This is a genomic window from Pantoea sp. BR_17, assembly GCF_041955125.1.
GTDB classification, from domain to species: domain Bacteria; phylum Pseudomonadota; class Gammaproteobacteria; order Enterobacterales; family Enterobacteriaceae; genus Pantoea; species Pantoea stewartii.
On sequence record NZ_JAVAXT010000007.1, the window covers coordinates 113,645 to 139,316 of the forward strand.

At 56.1% G+C, this 25,672-nt stretch carries 24 protein-coding genes; 9 read left to right on the forward strand and 15 right to left on the reverse strand.

Annotation, left to right across the window (positions count from 1 at the left end):
* Window positions 1-21: 21 nt before the first annotated feature.
* Window positions 22-1,092, reverse strand: a complete 1,071-nt coding sequence (gene queA / locus RAC60_RS12670; RefSeq protein WP_006117567.1) for a tRNA preQ1(34) S-adenosylmethionine ribosyltransferase-isomerase QueA — start codon at window positions 1,090-1,092, stop codon at window positions 22-24.
* A 101-nt stretch (window positions 1,093-1,193) separates the two neighbouring features.
* Here queA and RAC60_RS12675 point away from each other — a divergent pair, with 101 nt between their 5' ends.
* From RAC60_RS12675 to RAC60_RS12685, 3 genes are all read left to right on the forward strand, one after another.
* Window positions 1,194-1,775, forward strand: a complete 582-nt coding sequence (locus tag RAC60_RS12675; protein ID WP_006117568.1) for an ACP phosphodiesterase — start codon at window positions 1,194-1,196, stop codon at window positions 1,773-1,775.
* A 202-nt stretch (window positions 1,776-1,977) separates the two neighbouring features.
* A complete protein-coding gene (locus tag RAC60_RS12680; protein ID WP_006117569.1) occupies window positions 1,978-2,793 on the forward strand; it encodes an inositol monophosphatase in 816 nt (271 codons plus the stop codon).
* Window positions 2,793-4,079 carry a histidine-type phosphatase gene (locus tag RAC60_RS12685; protein ID WP_375093881.1) on the forward strand — a complete coding sequence of 429 codons (1,287 nt, stop codon included), beginning with the start codon at window positions 2,793-2,795 and terminating at the stop codon, window positions 4,077-4,079. The genes RAC60_RS12680 and RAC60_RS12685 overlap by 1 nt, the downstream gene beginning before the upstream one ends.
* A 167-nt stretch (window positions 4,080-4,246) precedes the next feature.
* On the opposite strand, the gene proY is transcribed toward RAC60_RS12685, so the two are convergent.
* The 6 genes from proY to phoB all read right to left on the reverse strand — a co-directional run bounded on the left by proY (window position 4,247) and on the right by phoB (window position 11,720).
* A complete protein-coding gene (gene proY, locus RAC60_RS12690; RefSeq protein WP_006117571.1) occupies window positions 4,247-5,599 on the reverse strand; it encodes a proline-specific permease ProY in 1,353 nt (450 codons plus the stop codon).
* A 70-nt stretch (window positions 5,600-5,669) separates the two neighbouring features.
* A complete protein-coding gene (gene brnQ / locus RAC60_RS12695; protein WP_006117572.1) occupies window positions 5,670-6,989 on the reverse strand; it encodes a branched-chain amino acid transport system II carrier protein in 1,320 nt (439 codons plus the stop codon).
* 390 nt (window positions 6,990-7,379) lie between these two features.
* A complete protein-coding gene (locus tag RAC60_RS12700) occupies window positions 7,380-8,483 on the reverse strand; it encodes a cobalamin-independent methionine synthase II family protein (RefSeq protein WP_039338488.1) in 1,104 nt (367 codons plus the stop codon).
* Window positions 8,484-8,762: 279 nt separating this feature from the next.
* Window positions 8,763-9,683, reverse strand: coding sequence for a PstS family phosphate ABC transporter substrate-binding protein (locus RAC60_RS12705; RefSeq protein ID WP_058701179.1), 921 nt, complete (start codon window positions 9,681-9,683; stop codon window positions 8,763-8,765).
* A gap of 13 nt (window positions 9,684-9,696) precedes the next feature.
* Entirely contained in the window at window positions 9,697-11,016 is a 1,320-nt protein-coding gene (gene phoR, locus RAC60_RS12710) for a phosphate regulon sensor histidine kinase PhoR (RefSeq protein WP_033738623.1), read from the reverse strand.
* A gap of 14 nt (window positions 11,017-11,030) precedes the next feature.
* On the reverse strand, window positions 11,031-11,720 hold the full coding sequence (phoB, locus tag RAC60_RS12715; RefSeq protein ID WP_014606457.1) for a phosphate response regulator transcription factor PhoB: 690 nt from the start codon (window positions 11,718-11,720) through the stop codon (window positions 11,031-11,033).
* Window positions 11,721-11,917: 197 nt separating this feature from the next.
* Here phoB and sbcD point away from each other — a divergent pair, with 197 nt between their 5' ends.
* From sbcD to RAC60_RS12730, 3 genes are read left to right on the forward strand one after another with little or no spacing between them, the layout of a single operon-like run.
* On the forward strand, window positions 11,918-13,114 hold the full coding sequence (sbcD, locus tag RAC60_RS12720; RefSeq protein ID WP_039338511.1) for an exonuclease subunit SbcD: 1,197 nt from the start codon (window positions 11,918-11,920) through the stop codon (window positions 13,112-13,114).
* Entirely contained in the window at window positions 13,111-16,785 is a 3,675-nt protein-coding gene (locus tag RAC60_RS12725; RefSeq protein WP_375093882.1) for an AAA family ATPase, read from the forward strand. The genes sbcD and RAC60_RS12725 overlap by 4 nt, the downstream gene beginning before the upstream one ends.
* A gap of 10 nt (window positions 16,786-16,795) precedes the next feature.
* Window positions 16,796-17,161 (forward strand): cell envelope integrity protein TolA, encoded by a 366-nt coding sequence (locus RAC60_RS12730; protein ID WP_277281403.1) that lies wholly within the window; start codon window positions 16,796-16,798, stop codon window positions 17,159-17,161.
* Window positions 17,162-17,293: 132 nt separating this feature from the next.
* Here RAC60_RS12730 and mak read toward each other — a convergent pair whose 3' ends face one another.
* On the reverse strand, window positions 17,294-18,199 hold the full coding sequence (gene mak / locus RAC60_RS12735) for a fructokinase (RefSeq protein ID WP_006117580.1): 906 nt from the start codon (window positions 18,197-18,199) through the stop codon (window positions 17,294-17,296).
* Window positions 18,200-18,342: 143 nt separating this feature from the next.
* Here mak and rdgC point away from each other — a divergent pair, with 143 nt between their 5' ends.
* Window positions 18,343-19,254: a recombination-associated protein RdgC gene (gene rdgC / locus RAC60_RS12740; RefSeq protein ID WP_033738615.1), complete on the forward strand. Its 912-nt coding sequence runs from the start codon at window positions 18,343-18,345 to the stop codon at window positions 19,252-19,254.
* Between the two features lie 33 nt (window positions 19,255-19,287).
* Here the strand turns inward: rdgC and ppnP are convergent, their stop codons facing one another.
* From ppnP to aroL, 3 genes are all read right to left on the reverse strand, one after another.
* Window positions 19,288-19,578 carry a pyrimidine/purine nucleoside phosphorylase gene (gene ppnP, locus RAC60_RS12745; protein ID WP_006117582.1) on the reverse strand — a complete coding sequence of 97 codons (291 nt, stop codon included), beginning with the start codon at window positions 19,576-19,578 and terminating at the stop codon, window positions 19,288-19,290.
* Between the two features lie 154 nt (window positions 19,579-19,732).
* Complete coding sequence (locus RAC60_RS12750) at window positions 19,733-19,924, reverse strand: YaiA family protein (RefSeq protein ID WP_006117583.1); 192 nt, start codon at window positions 19,922-19,924, stop codon at window positions 19,733-19,735.
* Between the two features lie 111 nt (window positions 19,925-20,035).
* Complete coding sequence (gene aroL, locus RAC60_RS12755) at window positions 20,036-20,560, reverse strand: shikimate kinase AroL (protein ID WP_006117584.1); 525 nt, start codon at window positions 20,558-20,560, stop codon at window positions 20,036-20,038.
* Between the two features lie 282 nt (window positions 20,561-20,842).
* Between aroL and RAC60_RS12760 the strand changes: the two genes are divergently transcribed.
* Entirely contained in the window at window positions 20,843-21,550 is a 708-nt protein-coding gene (locus tag RAC60_RS12760; protein WP_006117585.1) for a DUF2076 domain-containing protein, read from the forward strand.
* 1 nt (window position 21,551) lies between these two features.
* Here RAC60_RS12760 and RAC60_RS12765 read toward each other — a convergent pair whose 3' ends face one another.
* A complete protein-coding gene (locus tag RAC60_RS12765) occupies window positions 21,552-22,001 on the reverse strand; it encodes a YaiI/YqxD family protein (RefSeq protein WP_006117586.1) in 450 nt (149 codons plus the stop codon).
* A gap of 280 nt (window positions 22,002-22,281) precedes the next feature.
* On the opposite strand from RAC60_RS12765, the gene proC reads away from it, so the two are divergent.
* A complete protein-coding gene (gene proC / locus RAC60_RS12770; protein ID WP_033738612.1) occupies window positions 22,282-23,094 on the forward strand; it encodes a pyrroline-5-carboxylate reductase in 813 nt (270 codons plus the stop codon).
* 47 nt (window positions 23,095-23,141) lie between these two features.
* Here proC and RAC60_RS12775 read toward each other — a convergent pair whose 3' ends face one another.
* From RAC60_RS12775 to iraP, 3 genes are all read right to left on the reverse strand, one after another.
* The gene (locus RAC60_RS12775) at window positions 23,142-24,674 is read right to left on the reverse strand and encodes an FAD-dependent oxidoreductase (protein ID WP_324028953.1); all 1,533 of its coding nucleotides are present in this window, start codon (window positions 24,672-24,674) and stop codon (window positions 23,142-23,144) included.
* A 223-nt stretch (window positions 24,675-24,897) separates the two neighbouring features.
* Complete coding sequence (locus tag RAC60_RS12780; RefSeq protein WP_006117589.1) at window positions 24,898-25,200, reverse strand: PsiF family protein; 303 nt, start codon at window positions 25,198-25,200, stop codon at window positions 24,898-24,900.
* Window positions 25,201-25,315: 115 nt separating this feature from the next.
* Window positions 25,316-25,570: an anti-adapter protein IraP gene (gene iraP / locus RAC60_RS12785; RefSeq protein ID WP_054634421.1), complete on the reverse strand. Its 255-nt coding sequence runs from the start codon at window positions 25,568-25,570 to the stop codon at window positions 25,316-25,318.
* Window positions 25,571-25,672 lie beyond the last annotated feature (102 nt).

Consider the following 25,672-nt stretch of genomic DNA (forward strand, 5'->3'; position numbering starts at 1 on the left):
CCGATGTTCAAAGTAAACAGATCAGGCGCCCACTTTTTCCAGCGGCGCCTGGGGGTTTTTGCTGATAAACATCGCGTCGCCGTAGCTGAAGAAACGGTATTCTTCTGCCACCGCAGCGCGATAAGCAGCCATGGTGTGCTGGTAACCGGCGAAGGCCGAGACCAGCATAATCAGGGTTGATTCCGGCAAATGGAAGTTGGTGATTAACGCATCGATCACCTGGTACTCGTAGCCCGGATAGATAAAAATTTGGGTATCGTCGAAGAACGGCGCAATCAGGGCATCCTGACTGGCTTTGGCGGCGCTTTCCAGTGAACGTACCGAGGTGGTGCCAACGGCGACCACTTTATTCCCCCGCGCCTTACAGGCCAGCACCGCGTCTACCACATCCTGCGGGACTTCCGCGTACTCCGCGTGCATGTGGTGATCTTCAATCGTCTCGACGCGCACCGGTTGGAACGTGCCCGCCCCAACGTGCAACGTGACAAAGGCCATTTCCACGCCTTTATCTTTGAGCGCCTGCAACAGCGGCTCATCAAAATGCAGCCCCGCCGTGGGCGCGGCGACGGCACCGGGTCGGGCGCTGTAAACCGTTTGATAAAGCTCACGATCCGCCTCTTCATCCGGGCGGTCAATGTACGGCGGCAGCGGCATATGGCCGACGCGGTTAAGAATGTCCAGTACGTCGCGGTCATCATCAAAGGCGATCTCGAACAACGCATCGTGCCGCGCCACCATAGTGGCTTTCACGCTCTCGTCGTCACCCAGCAGCAGCGCTGCGCCAGGCTTCGGCGCTTTCGATGCGCGAACATGCGCCAGCACGCGCTTGTCATCAAGCATGCGCTCGACCAGCATCTCAATTTTGCCGCCGCTTGCCTTGCGTCCGAACACCCTGGCCGGGATAACGCGCGTGTTGTTAAACACCAGCAGATCTCCGGGCTGGAGCTTATCCAGCACATCCGTAAACACGCCGTGAGTGAGCGCGCCGGTTGGGCCATCCAGCGACAGCAGGCGGCAACCACTTCGTTGCGCCTGGGGATAATGGGCGATAAGAGATTCAGGCAAATCAAAAGCAAAATCGGCGACACGCATGACAGACTTCTTACTCAGAAAAACAGGCGGCACAGTTTAGCGGAAAACCGAACAATTCTGAACAACTGGCTGCGTAAACGGAGTTGCGCTTATAATGCCGCATGAATTTTCTTGCGCATCTTCACTTAGCCCATCTTGCCAACAGCTCTTTGCTGGGCAATCTGATGGCCGATTTCGTTCGCGGCGCGCCGCACCAACACTGGCCTGAACCGGTGGCCGACGGCATTCTGATGCATCGTCGCCTGGACGTAATGACCGATGCCCTGCCGGAAGTGCGCGCGGCACGCCAGCTTTTCCGGGCAGAGACCTATCGCGTCGCCCCCATCACGCTGGATGTCATCTGGGACCATTTTCTGGCGCGCCACTGGGATCGCGTTCATCCGTCACAAACGCTGCAAGCGTTTACGGCCCGTGCCGAGCGCGAAATCGTCCCGCAACTGGCCGCCACGCCCGAGGAATTTAAAGAACTGAATGCGGTGATGTGGCGAGAACGCTGGTTCGAACACTACGCCGATCCCCTGCGCCTTGAACGCGTGCTGAATGGCATGGCCCGACGTCGGCCAAGGCTGGCGGCACTCAGCGACTCTTACCAGGACTTCACCGCCCATTATCCGGCCTTTGAAGCCTGTTTCTTTCAGTTTTATCCCCGCCTGATGCAGTTGGCCGCCAGCCGGCAGCTGTGATTCACCCTCTTTATCAGGTAAGACGCGGCTTACCTGATAACGCTGAAAAAGCACGCAAACAGTACACCGACGATATTGCCATTACTGGCGCACTACGGCTTAATAAGCCTTGCTTAACTATGCTTTGCGCTACTCTCACTGTCAGACCGCCTGTTCAGGCGCTTCCTGTATTCGATGTGTTTTAAAATCATAAGAGGGAAACATGTCATCCGCTTCGCATTCTGAAATTGACGCGCGCTATCGCTACGCCTGCGAAATCGCCCGTGCCGCCGCAAGCCGCGCCTTGTCATGGTATCAACAGCGTCAAAAACTGGTGGTGGAACATAAAAGGGACCTTCAGGACGTGGTCAGTGAAGCTGACCGTAACGTTGAAGAATTAATTAAATCACTGATTGCAGAACGCTATCCCGAGGATGCGGTATTAGGTGAAGAGAGCGGTGGAGAAACAGGCGAGGCCCGCATTTTATGGGTCATCGATCCGATTGATGGCACCGCCTGCTTCGTCAATGGTCTGCATAACTGGTGCGTTTCGCTGGCCATCGTCTGCGAAGGTGAACCGGTGGTGGGCGTGGTTTGCGATCCCAATCATCAGGAGCTGTTTCACGCCCGCAAAGGCCAGGGAGCATGGCTTAATGAGACCCGGCTTGAGGTTCATCAGGCCCGTCACCTCAACGAAGGGCTGTTGGGCATCAGTAATTCCAGCCGGGTGCCGGGAGAAAAGGTTACGCAGCTTATCGATGCGCTACTCAAACAAGGCGGGATGTTCATTCGCATCGGCTCCGGTGCCTTAACCAGCGCCTGGGCCGCTGCCGGTCGCCTGATTGGCTATTATGAAGCCCATATGCATCCCTGGGACAGCCTGCCGGGCATCGTGTTAATGCGGGAAGCGGGCGGCGTCACCAATGATTACATGCGCAATGATGGCCTGAAAAACGGCAATCCCGTTTTGCTGGCGAATGCCGTAATCTATCCACAGATTAAAGCCCTTCTCGCGCCCCAGGAACTGGAGGATGAATAATGTCTGCCTGTAGCCACCTGCGCGTAGTCGCGCTCTGTGCGTTATGGTTCGTGGCGGGGTCGCTTTACGCGGCGCCAGAATACCAGTTAGAGAAAGTGGTCGAACTCAGCCGACACGGGGTGCGCCCGCCGACGCCGGGCAACCGCCAGGAGACCGAGGCAGCAACCGGACAGCCCTGGCCCCGGTGGAGTACAGCGGACGGCGAGCTGACGGGCCATGGCTACAGTGCGGTGGTGAATAAAGCGCGCTGGGAAGGCGATCACTATCGCCAGTTGGGATTACTTCCCGCGGGTTGTCCGGACGCGACAGCACTCTACGTACGCGCCAGCCCTCTTCAGCGAACGCGCGCCACTGCCGAAGCGTTGGTGGATGGCGCATTTCCCGGCTGCGGCGTGGCGGTGCATACCGTCACGGGCGACGTCGATCCGCTTTTTCAGACGGAAAAACTGCCCTTTGCCCGCATCGATCCGCAGCGTGAGATGGAAGAAAAGCGGCGTGTGGCGGGCGATTTAGCACAGCGACAGCAGCAGCTCCAGCCCGCCATTCAGGCGCTTAAACAGGCGGTCTGTCCGGCTAACCGCGCGTGCCCGTTTTTTGATCGCCCCTGGCAGTTAAAGCAGACCAAAAGCGGCAGCGTCTATGTTGAAGGCTTAAGCACGCTGGCCGCAATGGTCGAGACGTTGCGCCTGGGCTACAGCGAAAACTTACCGTTCGCGAGGCTGGCGTGGGGCCACATCACTTCCGCTCAACAGATCACCGCCCTGCTCCCCCTGCTGACGGCCAGTTATGATCTCAGCAATGATGTGCTCTATATGGCGCAACGTCGTGGCTCGCTTCTGTTACAGCGGATGCTCGACGCCATTCAGGGGAACGATCCCGATGTACGATGGGTACTGCTGGTGGCCCATGACACGAATATCGCGATGGTTCGCCGCCTGATGGGATTTGAATGGCAACTGCCGGGTTATACGCGCGGTAATATTCCGCCGGGAAGCAGCCTGGTGATGGAGCGCTGGCGGGATACGCAAAGCAATCAGCGCTACCTGCGCGTCTATTTTCAGGCACAAAGTCTGGACGGGCTACGTCAGTTACAACCCATTAATGACCGTCATCCTTTGTTGCGTCAGGAGTGGCAGCAAGCCGGCTGCCATATCACCGACGTGGGTACACTGTGCCCGTTACAGGATGCGATTGCCGCGTTGGGTCAACAGCTGGACCGCAGCGCGATCGTTCCGGAACCCCTTATATTACCCGCGCAGAACGCATTAGCGCCCGTGTCGGGTTAACGGTGGGCTTTCTCTTATTTTTCGGCAACTTATTTAACGACGTACGCTTTTGCATTAGCATCGTTTCGTCAATCATCCCTCTGTTTGTTTCATTTGCTATGTGACGTTTTCGGCGAATCCTTTCGCCGATTTTATTTCGTCGTGTCAGTCGCCTTCGCGGCCGGGAATCAGGACGGCTTGCGCACCAGCTTATAACCCAGCAGCAACAGCACAATCCACACCATGCCCACGTAAAGTGAGATGCGCGTATCCGGGAAGTAGCCGATCAGGCCGATGATAAAGCATAAAAAGGCTACGCCGAAACCGGCTGTCCAGCTTCCGCCCGGGAGGGCAAATGTCAGCTGACGGGCTGCCGCTTTACCAATTTTGCGGCGAAACGCAATCTGGGACAGCAGAATCATAATCCAGACCCAGACGGTGGCAAAGGTGGCCAGAGAGGCAATGACCAGGAACACTTTCTCGGGCATCAGGTAGTTGAGCCAGACCGCAATCAGCATGGCAAACATCATAACTACTACCGTGACCCACGGAATCCCGCGTGCTGACACCTTCATAAACACTTTAGGCGCATGGCCCTGCTGCGCCATACCGTGCAGCATACGCCCGACACCGAACACATCGCTGTTAATCGCGGACAGGGAGGCCGTCAGTACCACAAAGTTGAGGATAGAAGCGGCAGCGGCAATACCCAGATGCTGGAAGGTCAGCACAAACGGGCTACCGTTGGTGCCCACCTGATTCCATGGATAGAGGGACATGATGACAAACAGCGTACCAACGTAAAACACCAGAATACGCATCGGCACGGAATTAATGGCGCGTGGGATAGAGGTCGCCGGATCCTTAGCTTCACCGGCCGTGATGCCAATAATTTCTATCCCGCCGTAAGCAAACATCACCATCTGAAGTGACAGCAGCATGCCAACGATCCCGTGGGCAAAAAAGCCGCCGTTGGTCCACAGGTTGTGAATGCCGGTCGGCTGGCCACCGTTACCGATGCCCCAGATGATCATGCCAAATCCGGCCAGAATCATCACAATAATGGTGGCGACTTTGAAGAAGGAGAACCAGAACTCCACTTCGCCGAACACCTTCACGCTCATCAGATTGACCGCACCGATGATCAGCACGACGCTCAGTACCCAGATCCAGTGCGGCACCTCCGGGAACCAGACACCCATATAAATACCAAATGCCGTGACGTCGGCGATGGCCACAATCAGAATTTCAAAGCAGTACGTCCAGCCGGTGATATACCCAGCCATTGGTCCAAGATAATCCTGCGCGTAACGAGAAAACGAGCTGGCCTGGGGATTATTAACGGACATTTCTCCCAGCGCGCGCATGATAATGTACGCCACCGCGCCGCCGATAATATAGGCGAGCAGAACGCTCGGTCCTGCCATCCTGATGGCGTCCGCCGAGCCATAAAACAGCCCGGTGCCAATCGCCGATCCCAGCGCCATAAAACGGATGTGGCGCGTGCTCAGTCCGCGTTTGAGCTTGTTGGTTTCTTGCATAACAACCTGTACCTGTGAAATGAAAAAACCACGGGCAAGCCCGTGGTTAAAGAAGAATCAATCTTAGCCGTTACGAGTGAACTGTCACCTGTTCCGGCCCTTTTAACCGATCAACCAACGCCACAAGCAGCAACATCACCAGTGAGGGCGGCAACCAGGCAAGCCCCTGGTCGGCTAATGGCAGATGCTGGCTGAATGCGGGTAACGCCTCTTTAAACCCGGTGGTTTTGATTGCGTCAAGGATACCAAACAGCAGGCTGACAAGCATAGTCGGAGCAATGATTCGGCTGCTTTTGTTCCAGATATTCTGGGTAAAACTCAGCACAACCAGTACGATGCACGGCGGATAAATGGCGGTCAGCACCGGAATCGAGATCTGGATCAGATGACTCAGCCCCAGGTTGGAAACCACCATGGAGAACAGCCCCAGCACAAACACCAGCGTTTTGTATGACAACGGCAGATACTGGGCAAAAAACTCGGCGCAGGCACAGGTCAGGCCCACGGCTGTCACCATACAGGCAATAAAAATCAGCGCGGCAAGGAAGAAGCTGCCCATATCGCCAAAGGTGTGCTGTACGTAGGCATGCAGAATCGCGGCGCCGTTAGCATTTTGATCGACCAGCGCCCCGCTTCCTGCGCCCAGTTTAAACAGGCTCAGGTAGACCAGCGTCAGCCCTACACCCGCGATAATCCCCGCCAGTACCGTATAACGGGTTAACAGTGCCGCGTTATCAATACCGCGTGAACGGGCCGCATTCACAATCACAATCCCGAATACCAGGGCACCCAGCGTATCCATCGTGAGATAGCCGTTCACGAAACCGCTGGAAAACGCAGCGCGCTGGTAGTCGGCGGTGGCCGGAATGGTGCCGCCTGCGGGCCACAGCAGGGCGGCAACGCCGAGCAGCGTCAGGGCGGCAATTTTCAGCGGTGCCAGAATATGCCCGACCGTATCCAGCAGTTTGCCGGGATAGAGCGAAATGCCCATCACCAGCACAAAGTAGATCAGGCTGTAGATGAACAACGGCAATGCACCGTCGCCGGTGATCGGCGCGATCCCGACTTCAAACGACACCGTGGCGGTGCGCGGCGTGGCAAAGAGTGGCCCCACCGCCAGATAGCAGACAGTGGCCAGAACCACCCCGGCAATTTTACCAATCGGTGTACTCAGCGCGTCAATCCCGCCGCCGACGCGCGCCAGCGCAATGACGGTGATGACGGGTAATCCCACAGCGGTAAGCAGAAACCCTAAAGCGGCCACCCAGACATGTTCGCCTGACTGAATACCGACCATAGGAGGAAAGATAATGTTACCCGCACCAACAAACAGGGCAAACGTCATAAAGCCCAGCGCGAGAATGTCTTTAACGGTTAAACGATGTGTCATACGGCCTGTCACTGATGTTGCGATGAAAGATAAGTTTGCGTTGCCCCCTCGCTGCGCTATGACAACGGCTGATCAGACGACAGCAGCGCATTATGCGCAGCGTCCGGTTTAGCGCAGGTGATTTGAGCTGCTTTTTTTCTGTTCACAGAGGGATAAATCGACAACGGCCGTAAGTAAAACGTTTATAGCGAAGAAAGGCAATACGAGATCGGAAAACCAGAGGCTTATTTCGTGATTTAAGTCAAAATTAGTGGATCACATCAATATTAGCAGCAAGCACATCAGATGATGTGCCTTAATAATAAACAGGCCATGGGAAATACCAGCATACTGACGTCTTTTTATGCACAAGTGGCGCATACATTGCGCCACACTGCGCACTTTTGACGCTTACCAGACCTGATTCGCCACATCCACAACCAGACGAATCTTCTGCCACTGTTCCGCTTCGGTCAGGCTGTTCCCCTCTTCCGTTGAGGCAAAGCCACACTGTGGACTAAGGCAGATCTGGTCAAGACTGAGATACTGCGTCGCCTCCTGTAAACGTGCTTTTACCTGATCCACGTCTTCGAGTTCGCCGACTTTGGTGGTAATTAAACCAAGCACCGCCTGCTGATGACCCGGCCGGATAAAACGCAGCGGTTCGAAACCGCCGGAACGGTGGTTATCATATTCCAGGAAAAACGCATCAACATTAACAGTGCCAAACAGGATTTCGGCCACAGGTTCATAGCCGCCTTCTGAAATCCAGGTCGAACGGAAATTGCCGCGGCAGACATGCAGACCGACGGTCAGATCGGCCGGTTTATCCTCCAGCGCTTTATTCAGCACGCGGGCGTAGGTTCGGGCCAACTGCTCGGGATCGTCACCGCGCTCGCGGATCTCACGCTTTTGATCGTCCGAGCACAGGTACGCCCACACCGTATCATCCAGTTGCAGATAGCGACAGCCTGCCGCATAAAAGGCGGCGATTGCGTCTTTGTAAGTCTGTGCCAGATCGTCAAAGTACACATCAAGATCGGGATACACCTCCGCGTCGATCACTTTACGTCCGCCACGGAAATGCAGCACGCTGGGACTGGGAATCGTCATTTTCGCCACGGCATCCCCTGCGATGCCTTGCAAAAAGCGGAAATGATCCAGCATCGGATGCCCGTCAAACCCCAGTTTGCCGGTCACTTTGACACCGTGCGCTTTGGTCTGTACGCCGTTGAACTGAATGCCCTGATCGGCTTCAAAATGTTCCACGCCTTTCAGGCCGTAGAAAAAGTCAAAATGCCACCAGCCGCGACGGAATTCCCCATCCGTGACCACTTTGAGGCCGTTTTCACGCTGTTTTGCCACCACATCACGGATGGCTTCGTTTTCAACCTCACGCAACTCGTCAGCGCTGATTTCCCCCGCCTGGTATTTCTCGCGAGCCTGTTTGATCGCGGCAGGACGAAGAAAGCTGCCAACGGTGTCGGCACGAAACGGGGCGGTTTGTCTTTGCATGATCACTCCTTGTCACGGCCAGATAATTTCGGCCGGGAATAGTTACATAATGTTATTTTAGCCTTCTGGATGGCTAAACGTCTAAATGCAGAGTGACATGCTGTTCTCTCAGCGGCAAACGAATAAAATTCACGTCGCCTGAAAAAAATTCATGTTGCATCGTCGCCGTCGGCTTTTCTGTCAGCGGCCGCAGCACAGACAGCCTGATGGGGCTTACGGGTCCGGAGGCAGGCTGTTTCACGGTGACGCTACCGGCGTCTGTTGACGGGCAGGTGGGCGTTATTCGAGCGAAGCGCGAGCCTGAGCAATCTGCGCCGCAGAGAGCGGCAAATACCCGGCCTCGCTGACGCGCTGTTGCCCCTGACTGGAAAGCACCTGTCGTAAAAAGGCATCGACCAGTGGCGGTAAAGGTTTACCAGGCGCTTTATTCACATAGAGATAAAGCGGACGCGACCATGGATAGCGGCCGGTACGGATAGTCTCTGGATCCGGTGCCACCGCGTCGCCGTTTTTGGTCACCACGGGCAGCAACCTGACGCCGCTCAGATGGAAACCAAAACTGGCATAGCCGATGCTGCGGGGATTACCGGCTACGGCCTGTACCACGGCGGCAGAGCCGGGAAACTCGGCCACGTCATTGCGGAAATCGCCCTGACACAGCGCCTGCTGTTTGAAAAAGCCCCATGTTCCCGAGGCGGAGTTACGGCCATAGCGCTGGATGGGACGCTGCTGCCATTCTGTCTGGCGCAGTCCCAGGTCACCCCAGCGTTGTGGAACCTGATGCGCGCCGCAAAGCCGGGTGATGGAAAAAACCGCATCGAGCTGACGCGGATCGATTTCACGCAGGGGGTTACGTTGATTGACCACCACGACCAGCGCATCCATTGCCACCGGCACGGCCAGCGGCGGATAGCCATAGCGCGCCTCAAAGGCCTGGCGCTCATCAGCCTGCATCGGACGACTCATCGCGCCCAGTTGAACGGCCCCGGCGGTCAACGCAGTGGGCGCGGTAGACGACCCCGAAGCCTGAACCTGAACGTTCACGCCAGGCGCCTGACGGCTAAAGTCATCTCCCCATAACGTCATCAGGTAGCCGAGCGTGTCGGAGCCGGCGCTACTGAGATTTCCGGACAGCATGACGGGCTGCGCCTGCCCGAGGGCTGGCAACAGCGAAAAGAACACCAAAAGAAAAGCGCGCATCGTTCCGGTCCGTTCACGATTGATGAACGGCATTCTCCTGCATCCCGTTACTGACAATCAACCTTGGCGCCAGGGTAAATGTAAAACAGGTTTCCTGATGCGGGATGCTGGTGATCTCCAGCCGGGCATTATGGTGACTCAACGCATGTTTGACGATAGCCAGCCCCAGCCCGCTGCCGCCGGTCGCACGTGAACGCGCTTTGTCTACACGATAAAAGCGTTCGGTCAGGCGCGGAATATGCTCAGCGGGAATACCGGGACCGTTATCGCAGACCTTAAATACCGCGCCCTGCTTGCTGCGTAACCAACTGATATCAATTCGTGTGCCGTCTGGCGTATGGTTGACCGCGTTGTAGACCAGGTTGGAGATGGCACTGCGCAATTGCTCGTCATTGCCAAACACTTTCAGATGCGGATCGGTGTGAAAATGGATTTGATGTCGCCCGCCGCTCAGCGTTTCCGCTTCATGTTGCAGCAGTTTCAACATGACCGGCACATCGACTTTTTCTTTCATATTGATGACCGGGGCCGCCTCAATACGCGACAGCGTCAGAAGCTGCTTCACCAGGCTGTCCATTCGGCGGGTTTGTTCTGACATGGTGTGCAACGCTTTGTCACGCGAACGTTGATTCATGACTGAGTCATTCATCATCTCCAGATAACCCTGAAGCACCGTCAGCGGCGTGCGAAGTTCGTGACTGACGTTGGCGAAGAAGTTGCGTCGTGCACCTTCCAGCTGGTGCATTTGCGTCACGTCGCGGGCCACCATCAACCACTGGCCTTCGCTGTAGGGCATAACACGAAATTCCATGTGATGCTGGTTATTCAGCACCAGCGTCAGCGGTTTGTCGAAATCGCGCTGGCGCAGATAACGTGAAAATTCAGGATAGCGCAGCAGATTAAGGATATTTTGCCCGTTATCTTCGGGCCAGCGCAGCCCGAGGTGCTGCTGTGCCAGGCCATTGCACCAGAAGATGGTGCCCTCTTCCGTTGTCAGGATAACGGCATCCGGCAGCGACTCTGCACCACTGCGAAACCGTTTGATCAGATGACCCAGCTCACGCCGCCGACGTCGGTTGCGCAGCTGCATTTGATACAGACCGTAAAACAGCGGTTCCCAGCTTGCCTGACCGGAAGGCGGGGTCATCGTGCGATCCAGCCACAGCCAGTGCGACAGCCGCATCAGGTTATAAAAATGCCACAGTAAAATACCGACTACGCTGAGTAACAACAGCCACGGCAGATAGCCGAACAACAGGCCGAGTACCAGCGCAGGCAAACACGCCAGCACCAGTTCGGACAATAATCGCTTCCAGGAGAGGCGTTCCAGCACGGTTAAAGCTCCGTTTAAAAGCGGGCAGAGAAACGATAACCTGTTCCGCGGACGGTTTGTACCATGCGATCGTGACCGGTCAGTTCCAGCGCTTTGCGCAGACGGCGAATATGCACGTCAACTGTACGATCTTCAACATAGACGTTGGTGCCCCAGACGTGATTCAGTAGCTGTTCACGGCTGTAAACACGTTCAGGATGGGTCATAAAGAAGTGGAGCAGCTTGTACTCTGTCGGCCCCATCTCCAGCGGCGTGGTTTCCGACATCACCCGGTGCGAGGAGGGATCCAGGCTCAGGCCCTGCATTTCAATTACATCTTCGACCGCCATCGGCGAAATGCGACGCATCACAGCTTTGATACGGGCCATCAGCTCTTTCGGTGAAAACGGTTTGGTAATGTAGTCGTCGGCCCCGACTTCCAGGCCACGCACGCGATCTTCCTCTTCGCCACGTGCGGTCAGCATCATGACCGGAATATCACGCGTCATCGCTTCACGTTTAAGGTGTTTGATAAACTGAATGCCGCTGCCGCCAGGTAACATCCAGTCCAGCAGGATAAGGTCAGGCCAGGGTTCAATCAGCTTACTGACGGCGCTGTCATAATCTTCTGCCTCAATCGGCTGATAATCATTTTGTTCCAGAACGAAACATAACATCTCACGGATTGGAGCTTCATCTTCCACAACTAAAATGCGCTTAGCCATTATGACTCCTGCAGGTAGGACGGCTTTCACTGATATTTGCGGCGCCATTATGCGTCAGTTTTGTGACACTTTTATGAAAAAGTTAGCCATAAAAACCGGCCTGCAACAACCATTTATGACAACATGACGACATGTTTTGTGGCTTTAGTGATGGAGCCAGTATAATCGCCGGGCGATTTGTTATGGCAGGGAGTGTTATGCGCATTATCCATACCGCGGACTGGCACCTGGGGCAGTTCTTTTACAACAAAAGCCGGGCCGCTGAGCATCAGGCCTTTCTGGACTGGCTGCTGGCCCGAATTGAAGAGCATCAGGTGGATGCGCTGATTGTGGCAGGTGATTTATTCGATACCGGCACACCGCCCAGCTATGCACGTGAAATGTTCAACCGCTTTGTGGTGGCGTTACAACCCAGCGGCTGTCAGCTGGTGGTGCTGGCCGGAAATCACGATTCGGTGGCGACGCTGAACGAGTCGCGTGAACTGCTCGCCTGCCTGAATACCCGCGTGATTACCACGCCGCAGGACGGGGACGATGTGCTGGTGTTAACGACGCGTCGGGGCGAACCGGGCGCGCTGCTGTGCGCCATTCCTTATCTGCGGCCACGCGATATTATGCGCAGCCAGGCCGGCCAGTCAGGACGCGATAAACAGCGCAGCCTGCTGGAGGCCATTACCGCCCATTATCAGCGCAGTTTTGCTGCCGCGCAGGCGCTGAATCTGGCGCTTCCCATCGTCGCGACCGGCCACCTCACTGCTCTCGGCGTCAGCAAAAGCGACTCAGTGCGCGATATCTACATTGGTACACTGGATGCCTTTCCGGCCTCGGCCTTTCCGCCTGCGGATTATATTGCGCTGGGGCATATTCATCGTGCGCAGCGCGTGGCCGACAGCGATCATATTCGCTACAGCGGTTCGCCGATTCCGCTCAGCTTCGATGAACTGGGCAGCGAAAAAAGTGTGTTCCTGCTGGATTTCAGCCCGTCAGGCCTGACGGTCACGCCCCTGACCATTCCCCTGTTCCAGCCAATGCAGGTCCTGAAAGGCTCGCTGGCGCAAATCACCCGGCAGCTCAGCCAGTTTTCTGCGCCCGACGGGACCAAACCTGTCTGGCTGGATATTGAAGTGACCACGCAGGAATATTTAAGTGATTTGCAGCGTCAGGTAGAAGCGCTGACAGCTTCCCTGCCCGTAGACGTTTTGCTGCTGCGCCGCAGCCGTGAACAGCGCCAGCACAGTCTGGCACAGCTGGATAAAGAAACCCTGAGCGAACTGAATGTGGAAGAAGTGTTTGCCCGACGACTGGCGCTGGATGACGCGCTGGACGCGGATCAGATTGCCCAGACCACCCTGCGGTTTAAACAGACGCTGGCGGATCTGGAGGAACAGCCATGAAAATTCTGACGCTGCGCTTCAAAAATCTTAACGCGCTCAAAGGTGAGTGGTTTATTGATTTTCGCACCGAGCCGTTTGCCAGCAACGGGCTGTTTGCGATTACCGGCGCGACGGGCGCCGGTAAAACTACGCTGCTGGACGCCATCTGTCTGGCACTGTATCACCAGACGCCGCGCCTGGGCGGCATCTCTCAGGGGCATAACCCCCTGATGACACGCGACTGTGCCGAGTGCCTGGCGGAGGTCGAGTTTGAAATTAAAGGCGAAGCCTGGCGGGCATTCTGGAGCCAGAACCGCGCGCGCGGCACCGCTGACGGTAAACTGCAGGCTCCCCGCGTTGAGCTGGCACGCTGCGCCGATAATCAGATTGTGGCAGATAAAGTGAGCGATAAGCTCAAACTTACGGAAACGCTGAGCGGGCTGGATTTTGCGCGCTTTACCCGCTCAATGATGCTGTCGCAAGGCCAGTTTGCGGCGTTTCTTAACGCCAAAGCCAATGAGCGGGCAGAACTGCTGGAAGAACTGACCGGAACCGAAATTTATGGTCGTCTGTCCATGGCCGTGTTCGAACGCCACAAAGCGGCCAAAACGGCGCTGGAACTGTTACGCAGTCGGGCAGGCGGCATGGCGCTGCTTGATGAGGCAACCCGTACTGCACTGCACCAGCAAAAAAAGGCCCTCAGCGACGCTGAACACCAGCTGACTGCCGCGCTTGCCGTGGCGCAGGCGCAGCAACAGTGGCAGCAACAGCATCAGCAGGCTATTGCGGATACAGAGCAGGCAATCGCGGCCCTCGCAGCGGCAGAGCACGCCAGTCAGGCTGCAGAGCCGGATCGTCAACGTCTGGCACGCAGTGAACCGGCGGAGAAACTGCGCGGTCCGTTGCAGCAACGTGACAGTCTGCTGGCCGAACGCAACGCGATGCGGGAACGTCAGCAGCAGCTCAGCCAACAGATGCACACGGCCACACAGGCGCATCATGTGTTGCAGCAACGCTATGCGGAAACGGACACGGCGCACGAACAGTGCCGACAGCAACAGCAGCAGCAGGAAACGCTGTTGACCGGGCAGGTCATTCCGCTTGATCAGTCTCTCTCTGCCTTATACGAGCACATTCAGCAGCTACAGCAGGATGCCGAACGGCAACAACAACACTGCGCTCAGCGCGAAGCCGCGTTACACAGCGAAGCCCGCCAGGTGCGCCACCTGCAAGAGACGATTGCCCAACAGCATGCCCTACGTGAGCAGTTAGCTGACATGCCGCAATGGGGTGAACACCTTCCGATCTGGAAAGAGCGTTTTGCCCAACTGACACGCTATGAAGCGGCACAGGCTGAGCTGGATCAGCAGATACAGCAGCAACAGCGCCACATTCATCAGCGCCAGGGGGATATTGAGCAGCTGGCACAGCAACTCACGCCACTGGATCAGGCCGCACAGCAGGCGCAGCAGTCCTTGTCTCAGGCTGAGCAAGCACTAACTTCCCTTCAGAACGCGCATCCACCTGAAGCCTTACGTCAGGCACTGAGCCAGCATCAGCAACAGCGCGAGGCGCGCCATGCGCTGACGATAGTGGCCGCGCAGTGGCAACCCCTGCATCAGCAGCGCACGCAGTACGAAAAACGCCTGCATGAACTTGAGACGGCTCAGCAGCAGGGTGAAAGCGCACTGCTGACGTTAAGAGAAGCCTGGCGACGGGAAAAACAGCAGCTCAGCGACGTAGAGAAAATTTGCCAGCTCGAAAGCCAGATTGCTGACCTGGAACAGTACCGCGCCCGGCTTGAAGCCGGGCAGCCCTGCCCGTTGTGCGGCGCCTGCGAGCATCCTGCGGTCGAAACCTATCGTGCTCTGGAAGTTAGTGCTAACCAACAACGTAAAGCCGAGCTGCAAAAACAGGTAGACGCGTTGAGTGAAACCGGGACGGCAAAGAAGGAGCAAATAAAGCAGCTACAGGCTCAACAGCAATCTCTGCGCGAAGAAATCACGGGTCTGACCCAACAACTTGATGCCCTTTCTCAACAATGGCAGGAACTGAGCAGTGAGCTGGCGCTCACCTTCCCGCTGACAGATACGGATGCAAGAATCGCGTGGCAGCAGGCGCAAAATCGCCACGAGCAGACGCTTACGGCCCGGCTTGACGCACTGGAGCAAGCCGAGCGCGCGGTGCTGGCGGCCAAAGATCACCACCTGCGGCAGCACCAGACATTACAACAGCATAAGCAAACGCTACTGTTGACTCAGCAGCAACTGGAAAGCCAGCACCAGGCGCTTCAGGCGTTACAGCAACAGCAGCGTCAGGCCGCAGAAAACGGTCAGCAGCTTGAAGCCGCGCTGGCACAGCAGTTCAGCGACGTGGCGTTATCTTTACCTGAACGTACGGCGCGCGACAGCTGGCTGGCAACCCAACAAGAGCGCTGGCAGCGCTGGCAAGAGAGTGAGCGGTTGCTTGCTAACCTGCAGCCGCAACTTGCACGGGCGGAAACACAGGCTGACGCGCTGCAACAGCAGTTACAGCTTGAGCAGCAACGTCTGGATCAGCAGCGGCAGCAGCTAACCGCGTTACAGCAGCAGGCGCGTGAAAAACAGCAGCAGCGTCAGGCCCTGTTTGGCGATCGCGATGTGGCTCAGGCGCGCCAGCAGATGCAGGCGCTCGTCGATCAGCACGAGGCGCAACTTACCCAGCAGCGCAACGCACTGCATCAGTCACAGGCAGAGGTCAGCCGTCTTAATGGCCAGTTGACGCTGCTGGAAAGCCAACTGCAGAGCCTGTCCGGGCGCGTCACGGAAGCAGAACAACGCTTCAGCGCCGCGCTGGCGGCGGCCGAATTCGCTGATGAAACGCACCTGCGCGCGGCATTGCTGGATGAACAGGCGGCGCAGCAACTGCGTCAGCAGCTTCAGCAGATTGACCAGCACCGTCTGCACCAGCAGGCACGCCTGGCAGAACTGCAGCAGCGGCTGGCGGCACATCAGCAGCAAAAACCGGCTTTGATGCCGGATTCACCGAACGTGCTGGCGGCAGAACTGGCGCGCTTACAGCTGTCCCTGCGTGAAAATGCAAACCAGCAGGGCCAGGTACAGCAGCAGTTAGACAGCGATGCCAGCCTGCGAAACCAACAGCAAACGCTGCTGGCGCGTATTGCGCAGGATGAGACGGCGTTAGCGCAATGGACCCTGCTTAACGATCTTATTGGCTCGGCAACGGGCGATAAATTCCGGCGCTTTGCCCAGGGGCTTACGCTCGATCACCTGGTGGCCCTGGCCAACCGTCAGTTAGATCGCCTGCACGGTCGCTACCTTTTACAGCGACGTGCCAGCGATGTGCTGGAACTGGATGTGGTGGATACCTGGCAGGCCGACAGCGCCCGCGATACGCGCACGCTGTCCGGCGGAGAAAGTTTCCTGGTGAGCCTGGCGCTGGCGCTGGCACTGTCTGACCTCGTCAGCCATAAAACCCGCATTGAGTCGTTATTTCTGGATGAGGGCTTTGGTACGCTGGATGCCGAAACGCTGGACACCGCTCTGGATGCCCTGGATGCGCTTAACGCCAGTGGCAAAACTATTGGCGTCATCAGCCATGTTGAAGCCATGAAAGAGCGCATTCCCGTTCAGATTAAGGTACGCAAAATGAATGGCCTGGGTTACAGCACCCTTGACATCCCCGGCCAGTAAGAGGTTAACCATGTTGAGATGGACCGGTATTTTCGCGGTTGCCCTGCTGCTTTTAGCAGGCTGCAGCCAGCCGCACGGCGCTGATGCCAGGCACTGCGCGCCGAACATGACGCAGACTCAGTGCCAGGCCGTCGACCACTATATCGCGCAGGTGAATGCCGTGGTGATGCGCAATTTTCATCACGCGCAACGTTACACAGGCCAGCGCTGCCTGGTGACGGCACAACGCCGCGCGGACGGCCGCTATAACGTCATGCGCACAGAAGGAAATGAATCGTTATGCCTGAGCGCCTGGCAGAGCGTGAGTAGCGCGCGTGATATGCCCCTTCCGCCTCAGGGCGCGCCCCGGCAATGGGTATTTGCTTTTGCCCCGTAACCATAACGCGGCAGCACGCGCCATCGCGGGCTGAACGTGAATGCAGATGCGCCCTTTCGGAAAGTCCTGAACCGGCGGTGCAGCCTGACGGTGATCAAGCCTGAAAACTGGCGGTTCACCGTCCACAACGGATTACTCAGGCCAGAGCCAGGCGGCTCCGCGAACACCGCTCGAATCCCCGTGTACGGCTTTCAGTACCGGCGTTTCACATTCGCCGCCAAATACCCATTTTTTCATCAGTGTGGGGACGGTCTGGTACAGACGATCCACGTTGCTCATACCGCCGCCCAGAACAATCACATCCGGATCGATCAGGTTAACCACCTGGGCCAGCGATTTGGCCAGGCGCATTTCGTAGCGGCTCATGGCCAGTTCCGCCACCGGATCCTGCTGTGCCAGCAGGTGAACAATCTCGGCACCTTTGCGTGTAACGCCGCTCAAACGCTGATAATCAGTGGCAAAGCCGGTGCCCGAGACAAAGGTTTCAATACAGCCCTGTAGTCCGCAATAACAGGGCACTTCAGCGCGATAGCGCAGTTCATCTTCGTCCATCCACGGCAGCGGATTGTGGCCCCATTCGCCCGCATTACCATTGCCACCGATACGGGATTCACCGTTTATCGCCACGCCCGCCCCCGAACCGGTGCCAATAATCACTCCAAAGACCAGCGGCTTACCGGCACCCGCGCCGTCAACGGCTTCGGATACGGCCAGACAGTTCGCGTCGTTGGCAATGCGGACGTCACGATTCAGCGCGTGCGCCAGATCCTTGTCCAGCGGCTGTCCGTTAAGCCAGGTTGAGTTCGCGTTTTTTACCCGCTGCGTGTAGGGCGAAAGCGTGCCGGGAATACCGAGGCCTACCGTGCCCGTCTGTCCGGTCTTTTCTTCCGCCAGACGCACCAGATCGACAATAGCCTGTACCGTAGCGGCATAGTCGTTTCGGGGCGTGGAAACCCGATGGCGAAACAGCTCGCTTCCCTCGCTGGACAACGCAATCACTTCTGTTTTGGTGCCGCCCAAATCAATGCCGATGCGCACGGTTTATTCCTCATTATTCGTTAGGGGATTCTTACACTAAAAGGCGATGCCCTTAAAGGCAATGAAACCGCATCGATGTTTCGCTATCATGCGCACACTTAGTGAGATTTGTGCGCCCGATCGCGCCACGGTAAGGAATCCTGATGTTGTGGTTTAAAAATATGATGGTTTATCGTCTGAATCGTGACATTCCGTTGTCCGCAGACGACATGGAAAAACAGCTTGAGGCATTCACCTTCTCGCCTTGTGGCAGCCAGGACATGAGCAAGACCGGTTGGGTGTCACCGATGGGAAATCGCAGCGACGCGCTGACCCATGTGAATAACGGTCAGATTGTCATCTGCGCGCGCAAAGAAGAGAAAATTTTGCCTTCACCGGTGGTGAAGCAGGCGCTGGAAGCCAAAATTGACAAGCTTGAGGCAGAACAGAGCCGTAAGCTGAAAAAAACCGAAAAAGATTCGCTCAAAGATGAAGTGCTGCACAGCCTATTGCCGCGTGCCTTCAGCCGTTTCAGCCAGACGTTTATGTGGATCGATACCGTTAATAATCTGATCATGGTGGACTGCGCCAGCGCGAAAAAAGCCGAAGATACGCTGGCCCTGCTGCGTAAAAGCCTGGGTTCACTGCCGGTCGTACCTCTGACGCTGGAAAGCCCGATTGAACTGACGCTGACCGAGTGGGTACGTTCCGGCGATCTGCCCGCAGGCTTTGCCCTGATGGATGAAGCCGAGCTGAAAGCGATTCTGGAAGACGGCGGCGTGATTCGCTGTAAAAAACAGGACCTGGTATGCGACGAAATCGCCAACCATATCGAGGCCGGCAAGCTGGTGACAAAACTGGCGCTCGACTGGCAGGAACGGATTCAGTTCGTCCTGTCGGATGATGGTTCCGTGAAGCGCCTGAAATTCAGCGATACGCTGCGTGATCAGAACGACGATATCGATCGGGAGGATTTTGCTCAGCGCTTCGATGCCGACTTTATCCTGATGACCAGCGAACTGGCCGCCCTGACCAGTAATCTGATTGAAGCGTTGGGTGGTGAGGCTCAGCGGTAAAACAGGCGGCCGCAAAAGATGCGGCCGTTTTTTTCAGTCTTTCAGATAGCGGCAAAGATAAGAGCTGGGCTCGCCTACCTGCAGATGAAACTCGCTGTGACCCGGCACGTTAAATACCGATCCCGCCTCGAACCATTTCCACTCTGTTTCCCCCGGCAGCAACACTTTCATTGATCCACTGACCACGGTCATCTCTTCCGGCTGGGCAGTGCCAAAGGTGTATTCGCCTTCTGCCATCACACCAACGCTGGCACGACCGGTGCTCGCACTGTCAAAACCGATGGATTTAACTTTTCCGTCAAAATACTCACTTACGTTGAGCATAAATCTTCCTCACAGCACATTAGGGTGACTGGCAGTGTAGAAGCGAACTTGCTGATCTGTCACGCGAAATAATGAGCGAATGTGATCGCTGGCGGTGACAAGGGGCGGGGATAAGACGGGCGCGCATCGACGGCATCCTTGCCAGCGCGACGGCTTACTCTTTTTCTACATCTTCGTAACGTTGTTTCGCATCATGCGCTTCCTGCTCTGAATCGTGCTCACTGATGAGTGAATCCGGCTTCGGATGATCGGCTCGCAGTTGCCAGGACGTGACTTTTTTACCTTCGGGGCCTTTTTCCACGGTCACAACGCGCGCTTCTCTGGGGTAAGGAGGTCTTGACGGCATCATTTGTCCCTCTTGGCTGAATGACATTCCACACGACAGGCGGTTGCCCGTCATGGAATAAGTATAGTCAAAAAGGCGTAAATCGCGGCGGGAAGGAGATAAATCTGACGGTTAGCTGGCGCGTGCCAGCGATAACGACTGCAGAATTTGCTCAACAACGCGTTCCGGCGGCTGCATCGCGTCCACTTCATGGTGAGCGGCCATACGATACAGGTGGGCACGGGCGCGCAGGACCTCTGTCATCTCTTCTGCAATGGGCCGTCCGGTCAGCGTCGGGCGCTGCGCAGCTTCAGGCTGGCTTTCCAGACGTCGGGCAAGCACCTCAGAAGGCGCACTTAACCAGATAACCTGACCATGTTCGCGCATATAGCGGCGGTTGACCTCTGCCAGCACCATGCCACCACCGGTCGCGATGATGGTTGAGGGCGCCGTCACGGCTTTCAGCGACTCGGTCTCCCGCGCACGAAAGCTTTCCCAGCCTTCCGCCGCGACAATTTCAGCCACGGTTCGCTGGGTCGTGAATTGCAGGTGGTGATCGGTATCGCGGAAGGCATAACCCAGCGCATGAGACAGGGCTTCACCGATGGTGGTTTTTCCGCAGCCGCGCGCACCAATCAAAAAAATGGACAAGGACATCTGGGCACTTCCTCCGCCGTACAGCCCATAACAGCTGCAGGTCTGGCTTAAATAATACGCGCATCATAGCGGGAAATGATGGCGGCCTCTACCCATTGAGCGTATTTTACGCACAGTCAGACAACCCATTGCATTAAGCTTTTTATAAACAATGAATTAACCATGCACATTTTGTGCATGAACACCGTATTTTTGTCTCTGCAACATTTGCTTACCGCCACGAATTTACATTGCTGCTCATCGCCCCCATATACTGTTTACAGTCGCAACGGGAGAGTAATCATGCAACGCGAAGAACAACAACTGATTGAAAATCTTTTCAGCCGTTTGAAACAAGCGGAAAGCCAGACAGCGGCGCGCGATGCTGCTGCCGAACAACTCATCAAACAACACCTGCAGGAACAACCAGGCGCGCCCTACTACATGGCGCAGGCCATTCTGATTCAGGAAGCGGCCCTTAAAAAACTTAATGAACGTATTAAGGAACTGGAAAACCAGCTGGCGCAACAACAGGCGCAGCAGCAGCCGAAGAGCAGCGGTGGATTTTTATCCAGCCTGTTTGGCGGCGGCAGCGCCCAACCGCAGCCAGCTCAGCCGCAGTGGAACAGTGCGCCGCAACAGGCACCGCAACCGCAGCAACCTTATGCCAGCGCCCCGGCGCCACGTGGCAGCGGCTTCCTGGGCGGTGCCCTGCAAACCGCCGTTGGGGTGGCAGGTGGTGTGGTCATGGCCGATATGCTGACCAGCATGTTCCATCATTCTCAGCCGCAGGAGATCGTTAACATCATCAACGAGCAGCCGTTGCCGCAGGTGGACGACAGTCTGAATACCTTCAACGGTGGCAACGATCAGTCGTTCCTTGACCAGAACGGGGCGGATAATCAGTCTTTCCTGGATCAAAGTAACGGCTGGAGTGATTCCTACGCCGACAACGGCGACCTGAATGATTTTGGCGGCAATGACTTCGACGACGACGACAACTTCGTCTGATTTAGCGCTGGCGTTGTCGGAGCCAGCTGTCTAATTCATTGGCAAACTGCTGGCGGTCCCGTGGGCTTAATGCGGCGGGGCCGCCTGTCTGAACACCGCTGGCGCGCATGGTGTCCATAAAATCGCGCATGGTCAGTCGTTCGCGAATGGTTGCTGGTGAATAGCGTTCCCCGCGTGGATTCAAGGCTGCCGCGCCCTTCTCAATCACTTCCGCGGCCAACGGAATATCGGCCGTAATCACCAGATCGCCGACGTTTACGCGCTTAACAATCTCATTGTCCGCCACATCAAATCCCGCAGGCACCTGCAGTGTTCGCAGCCAGGGCGAAGGTGGCACCCGCAGGGACTGGTTAGCCACAAAGGTCACCACGGTTTGCGTTCTGTCCGCTGCCCGGTACAGCACGTCCTTAATCACGTTAGGACAGGCATCAGCATCAACCCAGATAGCCATCGTTATTCCTTGTTCTGCAAAAGAGTGACGATGGTAACCTGTTTTGCTGATCGGGTTGAGTGAAAAACACAGCCCTCTTTAACTCAGAACCTGCTTTAGTCGACCTGGCTGCACCGCCCATGCGCCTTAATGCGCAGCGCACCGCGCCATGCCCTGGCACGGTTAAACGCCTCCGGTCAGCGGGGGGACAGCAGGCCGTTCAGCACAGGGCTAACTTGTTATTAATCCTGTCTGCAGTAAGCTACATCGTTGATATGTGTAAACAGCGAAGGAGACGGTGATGCAGGAAAAGAAAATCGGATTTATTGGCGGAGGCAACATGGCCAAAGCCATCATTGGCGGCCTGATAAACAGCGGGCAAGTTGCACCGTCAGCGATCTGGATTTATGACCGTAAAGCCAGCACTAATCAGGAAATGGCCGAACAATACGGTATCCATGCGGCTGAGAGCGCAGAAGCGCTGGCGCAGCATGTTGATGTCCTGTTTGGTGCGGTAAAACCGAATGTCATCCTCAGAGTTCTGAATGATCTCGCCACCTGCATGAAAAAAGAGACGCTGGTTGTCTCCATTGCAGCAGGCGTTACCCTGGACAATCTGGCCTCCGTACTGGGACACGATCGAAAAATCATTCGGGCCATGCCGAATACCCCGTCTCTGGTGGGAGAAGGGATGACCTCGGTCACGCCCAATGCGCTGGTTGAACAGAGCGAACTCGATGAGGTCGTTGCAATGTTTAAAAGCTTTGGCCAGGCGGCGGTAGTGGATGAATACCTGATTCATTCCGTGGTGGGCGTGAGTGGTTCGGCACCGGCTTACGTGTTTATGTTCATTGAAGCCATGGCCGATGCTGCGGTGGCAGGTGGCATGCCGCGGGCGCAGGCCTACCAGTTTGCGGCACAGGCCGTAAAAGGTTCGGCACAGATGGTACTGGAGACCGGCAAACACCCGGGCGAGTTAAAAGATATGGTCTGCTCGCCGGGCGGCACCACGATAGAAGCGGTCAAAGTTCTGGAAGAAAAAGGTTTTCGCTCCGCCGTGATTGAGGCGATGCAGCAGTGCATGGCGAAATCAGAGAAGCTGAGCCGCAGTTAACCCGCGGCGTCTGGCAACGGCAGTGCGCGTTGCCAGGCGCCTCCCCACTAGCCGGCGGAACGGTAGTCATGATAAAGCGCCAGCGCCTGCTTCACCGTCATGGGTTGCTGCATGTTGTCAACCAGCGCGGCGGTCAGAGTGTAAAGGCCACAGGAGAAAATCGCCGCCAGTTGCCCTTCTTTGCCATAAAACGCCATGAATTCCTTTTCTTCCAGCGAGCCCGCCGACTGGTAGTCATCCCAGCCCGCCGCATGGCCAAGATATTCATAGCGCGTACCATAGTGCGCGGTCCAGAAAAACGGCACCCGATCAAAGTGACGGATATTGCCCAGCATATTGATGGCCGCTGTCTGTCCCTGTTGTTCGGCAACACGAAAGTGCTCGATTCGCAACGGCCCCTGGGGAGAAGGATACGTGGCGATATCGCCTGCCACCCAGACATTCTCGGCCACCCGGAGTTGTTCGTCCGTTTGCAGACTGCCATCCTCCAGCAGCGGCAAATCATGAATAAAGTGTGTGGCGGGTTTAACGCCGGTCGCAAACAGCACCACATCGGCGGCAATATGCTTGCCCGTTTTTAGTCGTACCGCGTTAACATGGTCTTCGCCCAGCAGGGCATCGATCTCGCCTTCGATAAACTTTACGCCGTTCGCCTGATGGAGCTGATAAAAATAGCGACCAACGGCTTCGCCAAACTGTTTCGCAAACGGCAGCGGATGACGCGCAATGACGGTGACATCAATGTCGCGATTACGCAGTGAGGAGGCCAGTTCCATGCCGATAAAGCTGTTGCCGATAATGACAATCTGTTGAGTGTCATCGACCGCCTGCAGTAAGTCTGCGGTGTGCTGTTTACTGCGCAGGATATGAACGCCAGCAAGATCGCGCCCGGCCAGCGCAGGTTTGACGGGCGCGCCACCTGTGGCAATCAGAAGCTTATCGAATTGCAGCGTCGTACCGTCAGCAAATATTATCCGGTGCTGATGGTTATCAATCCGCTCCACGCGCTTTTGCAGGCGTTCAACGTGCGCCATGATGTCCTCACCCAGCAGTGAGGGCACCTCATCGATGTCCATTTTGCCCGAGGGGACAAATTTGGTTAACGCCGTGCGATCATAGGGTGCATCAGGCTCCTGCTCAATCAGGATCAGCCGCCCTTTAAACCCCTCGTGACGTAACCGCCATAGCGCCGCACTCCCGGCTGCGCCACCACCCAGCACGACAAAGACCGGCGCAGCGGCTCCACTGCCTATCGCAGTCGCAGGCGACATGGCTTTGGGATTCACCAGAACCGCCTCGTTTTCAATGCGCACGGGATACTGTTTGAGATCGGCCAGCGCGAGCGGCTCACACATTTTGCCACTGTCCAGTTCAAAAGTGGCTTTATGCCAGGGACAGATCAGCCGGTTTTCACAAATGGCACCCTGCTCAAGGGGTGCGCCGGCATGGGGACACTTCGCCTGGTAAGCGTGTACGTTGTCGCCATCACGAATTAACAGCAGCTCTGTTTCCCCGAGCTTTTTTTTAACCGGCTGGCGGTGCGGTAAATCCTTCAGAGCGACCACAAATTGATAGTTCACGACATAGCTCCTTCTCCGACTGTCACGGCTGAACACGCAGATCAACAGGGCTTCTGCGCAAATGCCTGTAAACAGTAAGTGTGGCAAAGGATCGGCCAGACTCCGGTTTTAACGTCAGGATTTTTTGCTAACTGTTTGTTTAAGCGGAAATTAAAAATACGTGAGGATGTGACAGCGCAGGCAGGAGAAAACTAAAGCGGCCACCGAAATGGCCGACCGAACGTTAACTTTTCTTCAGACACTGACTCATGAAGGTTTTGCGTGCTTCCCCCGTCAGCTTTTTATCACCGGCCTGCAGATTACAGGTTTTCATTTTTACCTGCTGCGGCGACATGTCGGCGACCTTACTGTCCTTTTTCAGGCAATCGCTCATAAATTTCTTTCGCACATCGCCTTTCAACGCTTGTGACGTGGCATGTTCATTACACATGGCCATTTTTTGCTGTTGTGGCGTTTTTTCAGCCGCACTGGCGCTGCCGCCCACCAGTAAGCCTGCTAACACTAGCGTCATTAAACCGCGTTTCATTGTATTCACTCCCTCTTGATGAAAACAGATTAATTCTGGCACGTTACACGCTATACGGAATACGTTTATCAGGGAATAAGGCAGAGATCGCAAATCTGAATTGTCGGTGGCACTTTCAGATACGCGGACGATTAAGTAAGCGCGTGACATAACGTTTTAGCAGGACCGTATTTTTATCATTATGATCTACACCGGCATTCATCATGGCGGTTTCAATACTGCTGACGATAGCGTGATGCTGCTCGGGTGGAAGCAAACGCAGCATCGCGGTAACCACGATTTCCAGCGCTTCGATCTGTGCAACCTGCTCTTTTGACGCCTCTTCTTTTTCTGCCAGGGTGATTAGCAACTCAGCAATCAGGTTTTTCATGCCGGGGCCCCTTCGTGTAAGACAAATAAAAATTAGCATTCGTCAGATTAAAAAACAAAGTGATTTTTCAGCCCGCTTTGCGCCCGACTCAGGCCATTTTGT

What these genes read in the sequence shown, in the direction of transcription:
- queA (WP_006117567.1), bottom strand. Translation starts at nt 1,092, where the DNA reads ATGCGTGTCGCCGATTTTGCTTTTGATTTGCCTGAATCTCTTATCGCC.
- RAC60_RS12675 (WP_006117568.1), top strand. Translation starts at nt 1,194, where the DNA reads ATGAATTTTCTTGCGCATCTTCACTTAGCCCATCTTGCCAACAGCTCT.
- RAC60_RS12680 (WP_006117569.1), top strand. Translation starts at nt 1,978, where the DNA reads ATGTCATCCGCTTCGCATTCTGAAATTGACGCGCGCTATCGCTACGCC.
- RAC60_RS12685 (WP_375093881.1), top strand. Translation starts at nt 2,793, where the DNA reads ATGTCTGCCTGTAGCCACCTGCGCGTAGTCGCGCTCTGTGCGTTATGG.
- proY (WP_006117571.1), bottom strand. Translation starts at nt 5,599, where the DNA reads ATGCAAGAAACCAACAAGCTCAAACGCGGACTGAGCACGCGCCACATC.
- brnQ (WP_006117572.1), bottom strand. Translation starts at nt 6,989, where the DNA reads ATGACACATCGTTTAACCGTTAAAGACATTCTCGCGCTGGGCTTTATG.
- RAC60_RS12700 (WP_039338488.1), bottom strand. Translation starts at nt 8,483, where the DNA reads ATGCAAAGACAAACCGCCCCGTTTCGTGCCGACACCGTTGGCAGCTTT.
- RAC60_RS12705 (WP_058701179.1), bottom strand. Translation starts at nt 9,683, where the DNA reads ATGCGCGCTTTTCTTTTGGTGTTCTTTTCGCTGTTGCCAGCCCTCGGG.
- phoB (WP_014606457.1), bottom strand. Translation starts at nt 11,720, where the DNA reads ATGGCTAAGCGCATTTTAGTTGTGGAAGATGAAGCTCCAATCCGTGAG.
- sbcD (WP_039338511.1), top strand. Translation starts at nt 11,918, where the DNA reads ATGCGCATTATCCATACCGCGGACTGGCACCTGGGGCAGTTCTTTTAC.
- RAC60_RS12725 (WP_375093882.1), top strand. Translation starts at nt 13,111, where the DNA reads ATGAAAATTCTGACGCTGCGCTTCAAAAATCTTAACGCGCTCAAAGGT.
- RAC60_RS12730 (WP_277281403.1), top strand. Translation starts at nt 16,796, where the DNA reads ATGTTGAGATGGACCGGTATTTTCGCGGTTGCCCTGCTGCTTTTAGCA.
- rdgC (WP_033738615.1), top strand. Translation starts at nt 18,343, where the DNA reads ATGTTGTGGTTTAAAAATATGATGGTTTATCGTCTGAATCGTGACATT.
- ppnP (WP_006117582.1), bottom strand. Translation starts at nt 19,578, where the DNA reads ATGCTCAACGTAAGTGAGTATTTTGACGGAAAAGTTAAATCCATCGGT.
- RAC60_RS12750 (WP_006117583.1), bottom strand. Translation starts at nt 19,924, where the DNA reads ATGCCGTCAAGACCTCCTTACCCCAGAGAAGCGCGCGTTGTGACCGTG.
- aroL (WP_006117584.1), bottom strand. Translation starts at nt 20,560, where the DNA reads ATGTCCTTGTCCATTTTTTTGATTGGTGCGCGCGGCTGCGGAAAAACC.
- RAC60_RS12760 (WP_006117585.1), top strand. Translation starts at nt 20,843, where the DNA reads ATGCAACGCGAAGAACAACAACTGATTGAAAATCTTTTCAGCCGTTTG.
- RAC60_RS12765 (WP_006117586.1), bottom strand. Translation starts at nt 22,001, where the DNA reads ATGGCTATCTGGGTTGATGCTGATGCCTGTCCTAACGTGATTAAGGAC.
- proC (WP_033738612.1), top strand. Translation starts at nt 22,282, where the DNA reads ATGCAGGAAAAGAAAATCGGATTTATTGGCGGAGGCAACATGGCCAAA.
- RAC60_RS12780 (WP_006117589.1), bottom strand. Translation starts at nt 25,200, where the DNA reads ATGAAACGCGGTTTAATGACGCTAGTGTTAGCAGGCTTACTGGTGGGC.
- iraP (WP_054634421.1), bottom strand. Translation starts at nt 25,570, where the DNA reads ATGAAAAACCTGATTGCTGAGTTGCTAATCACCCTGGCAGAAAAAGAA.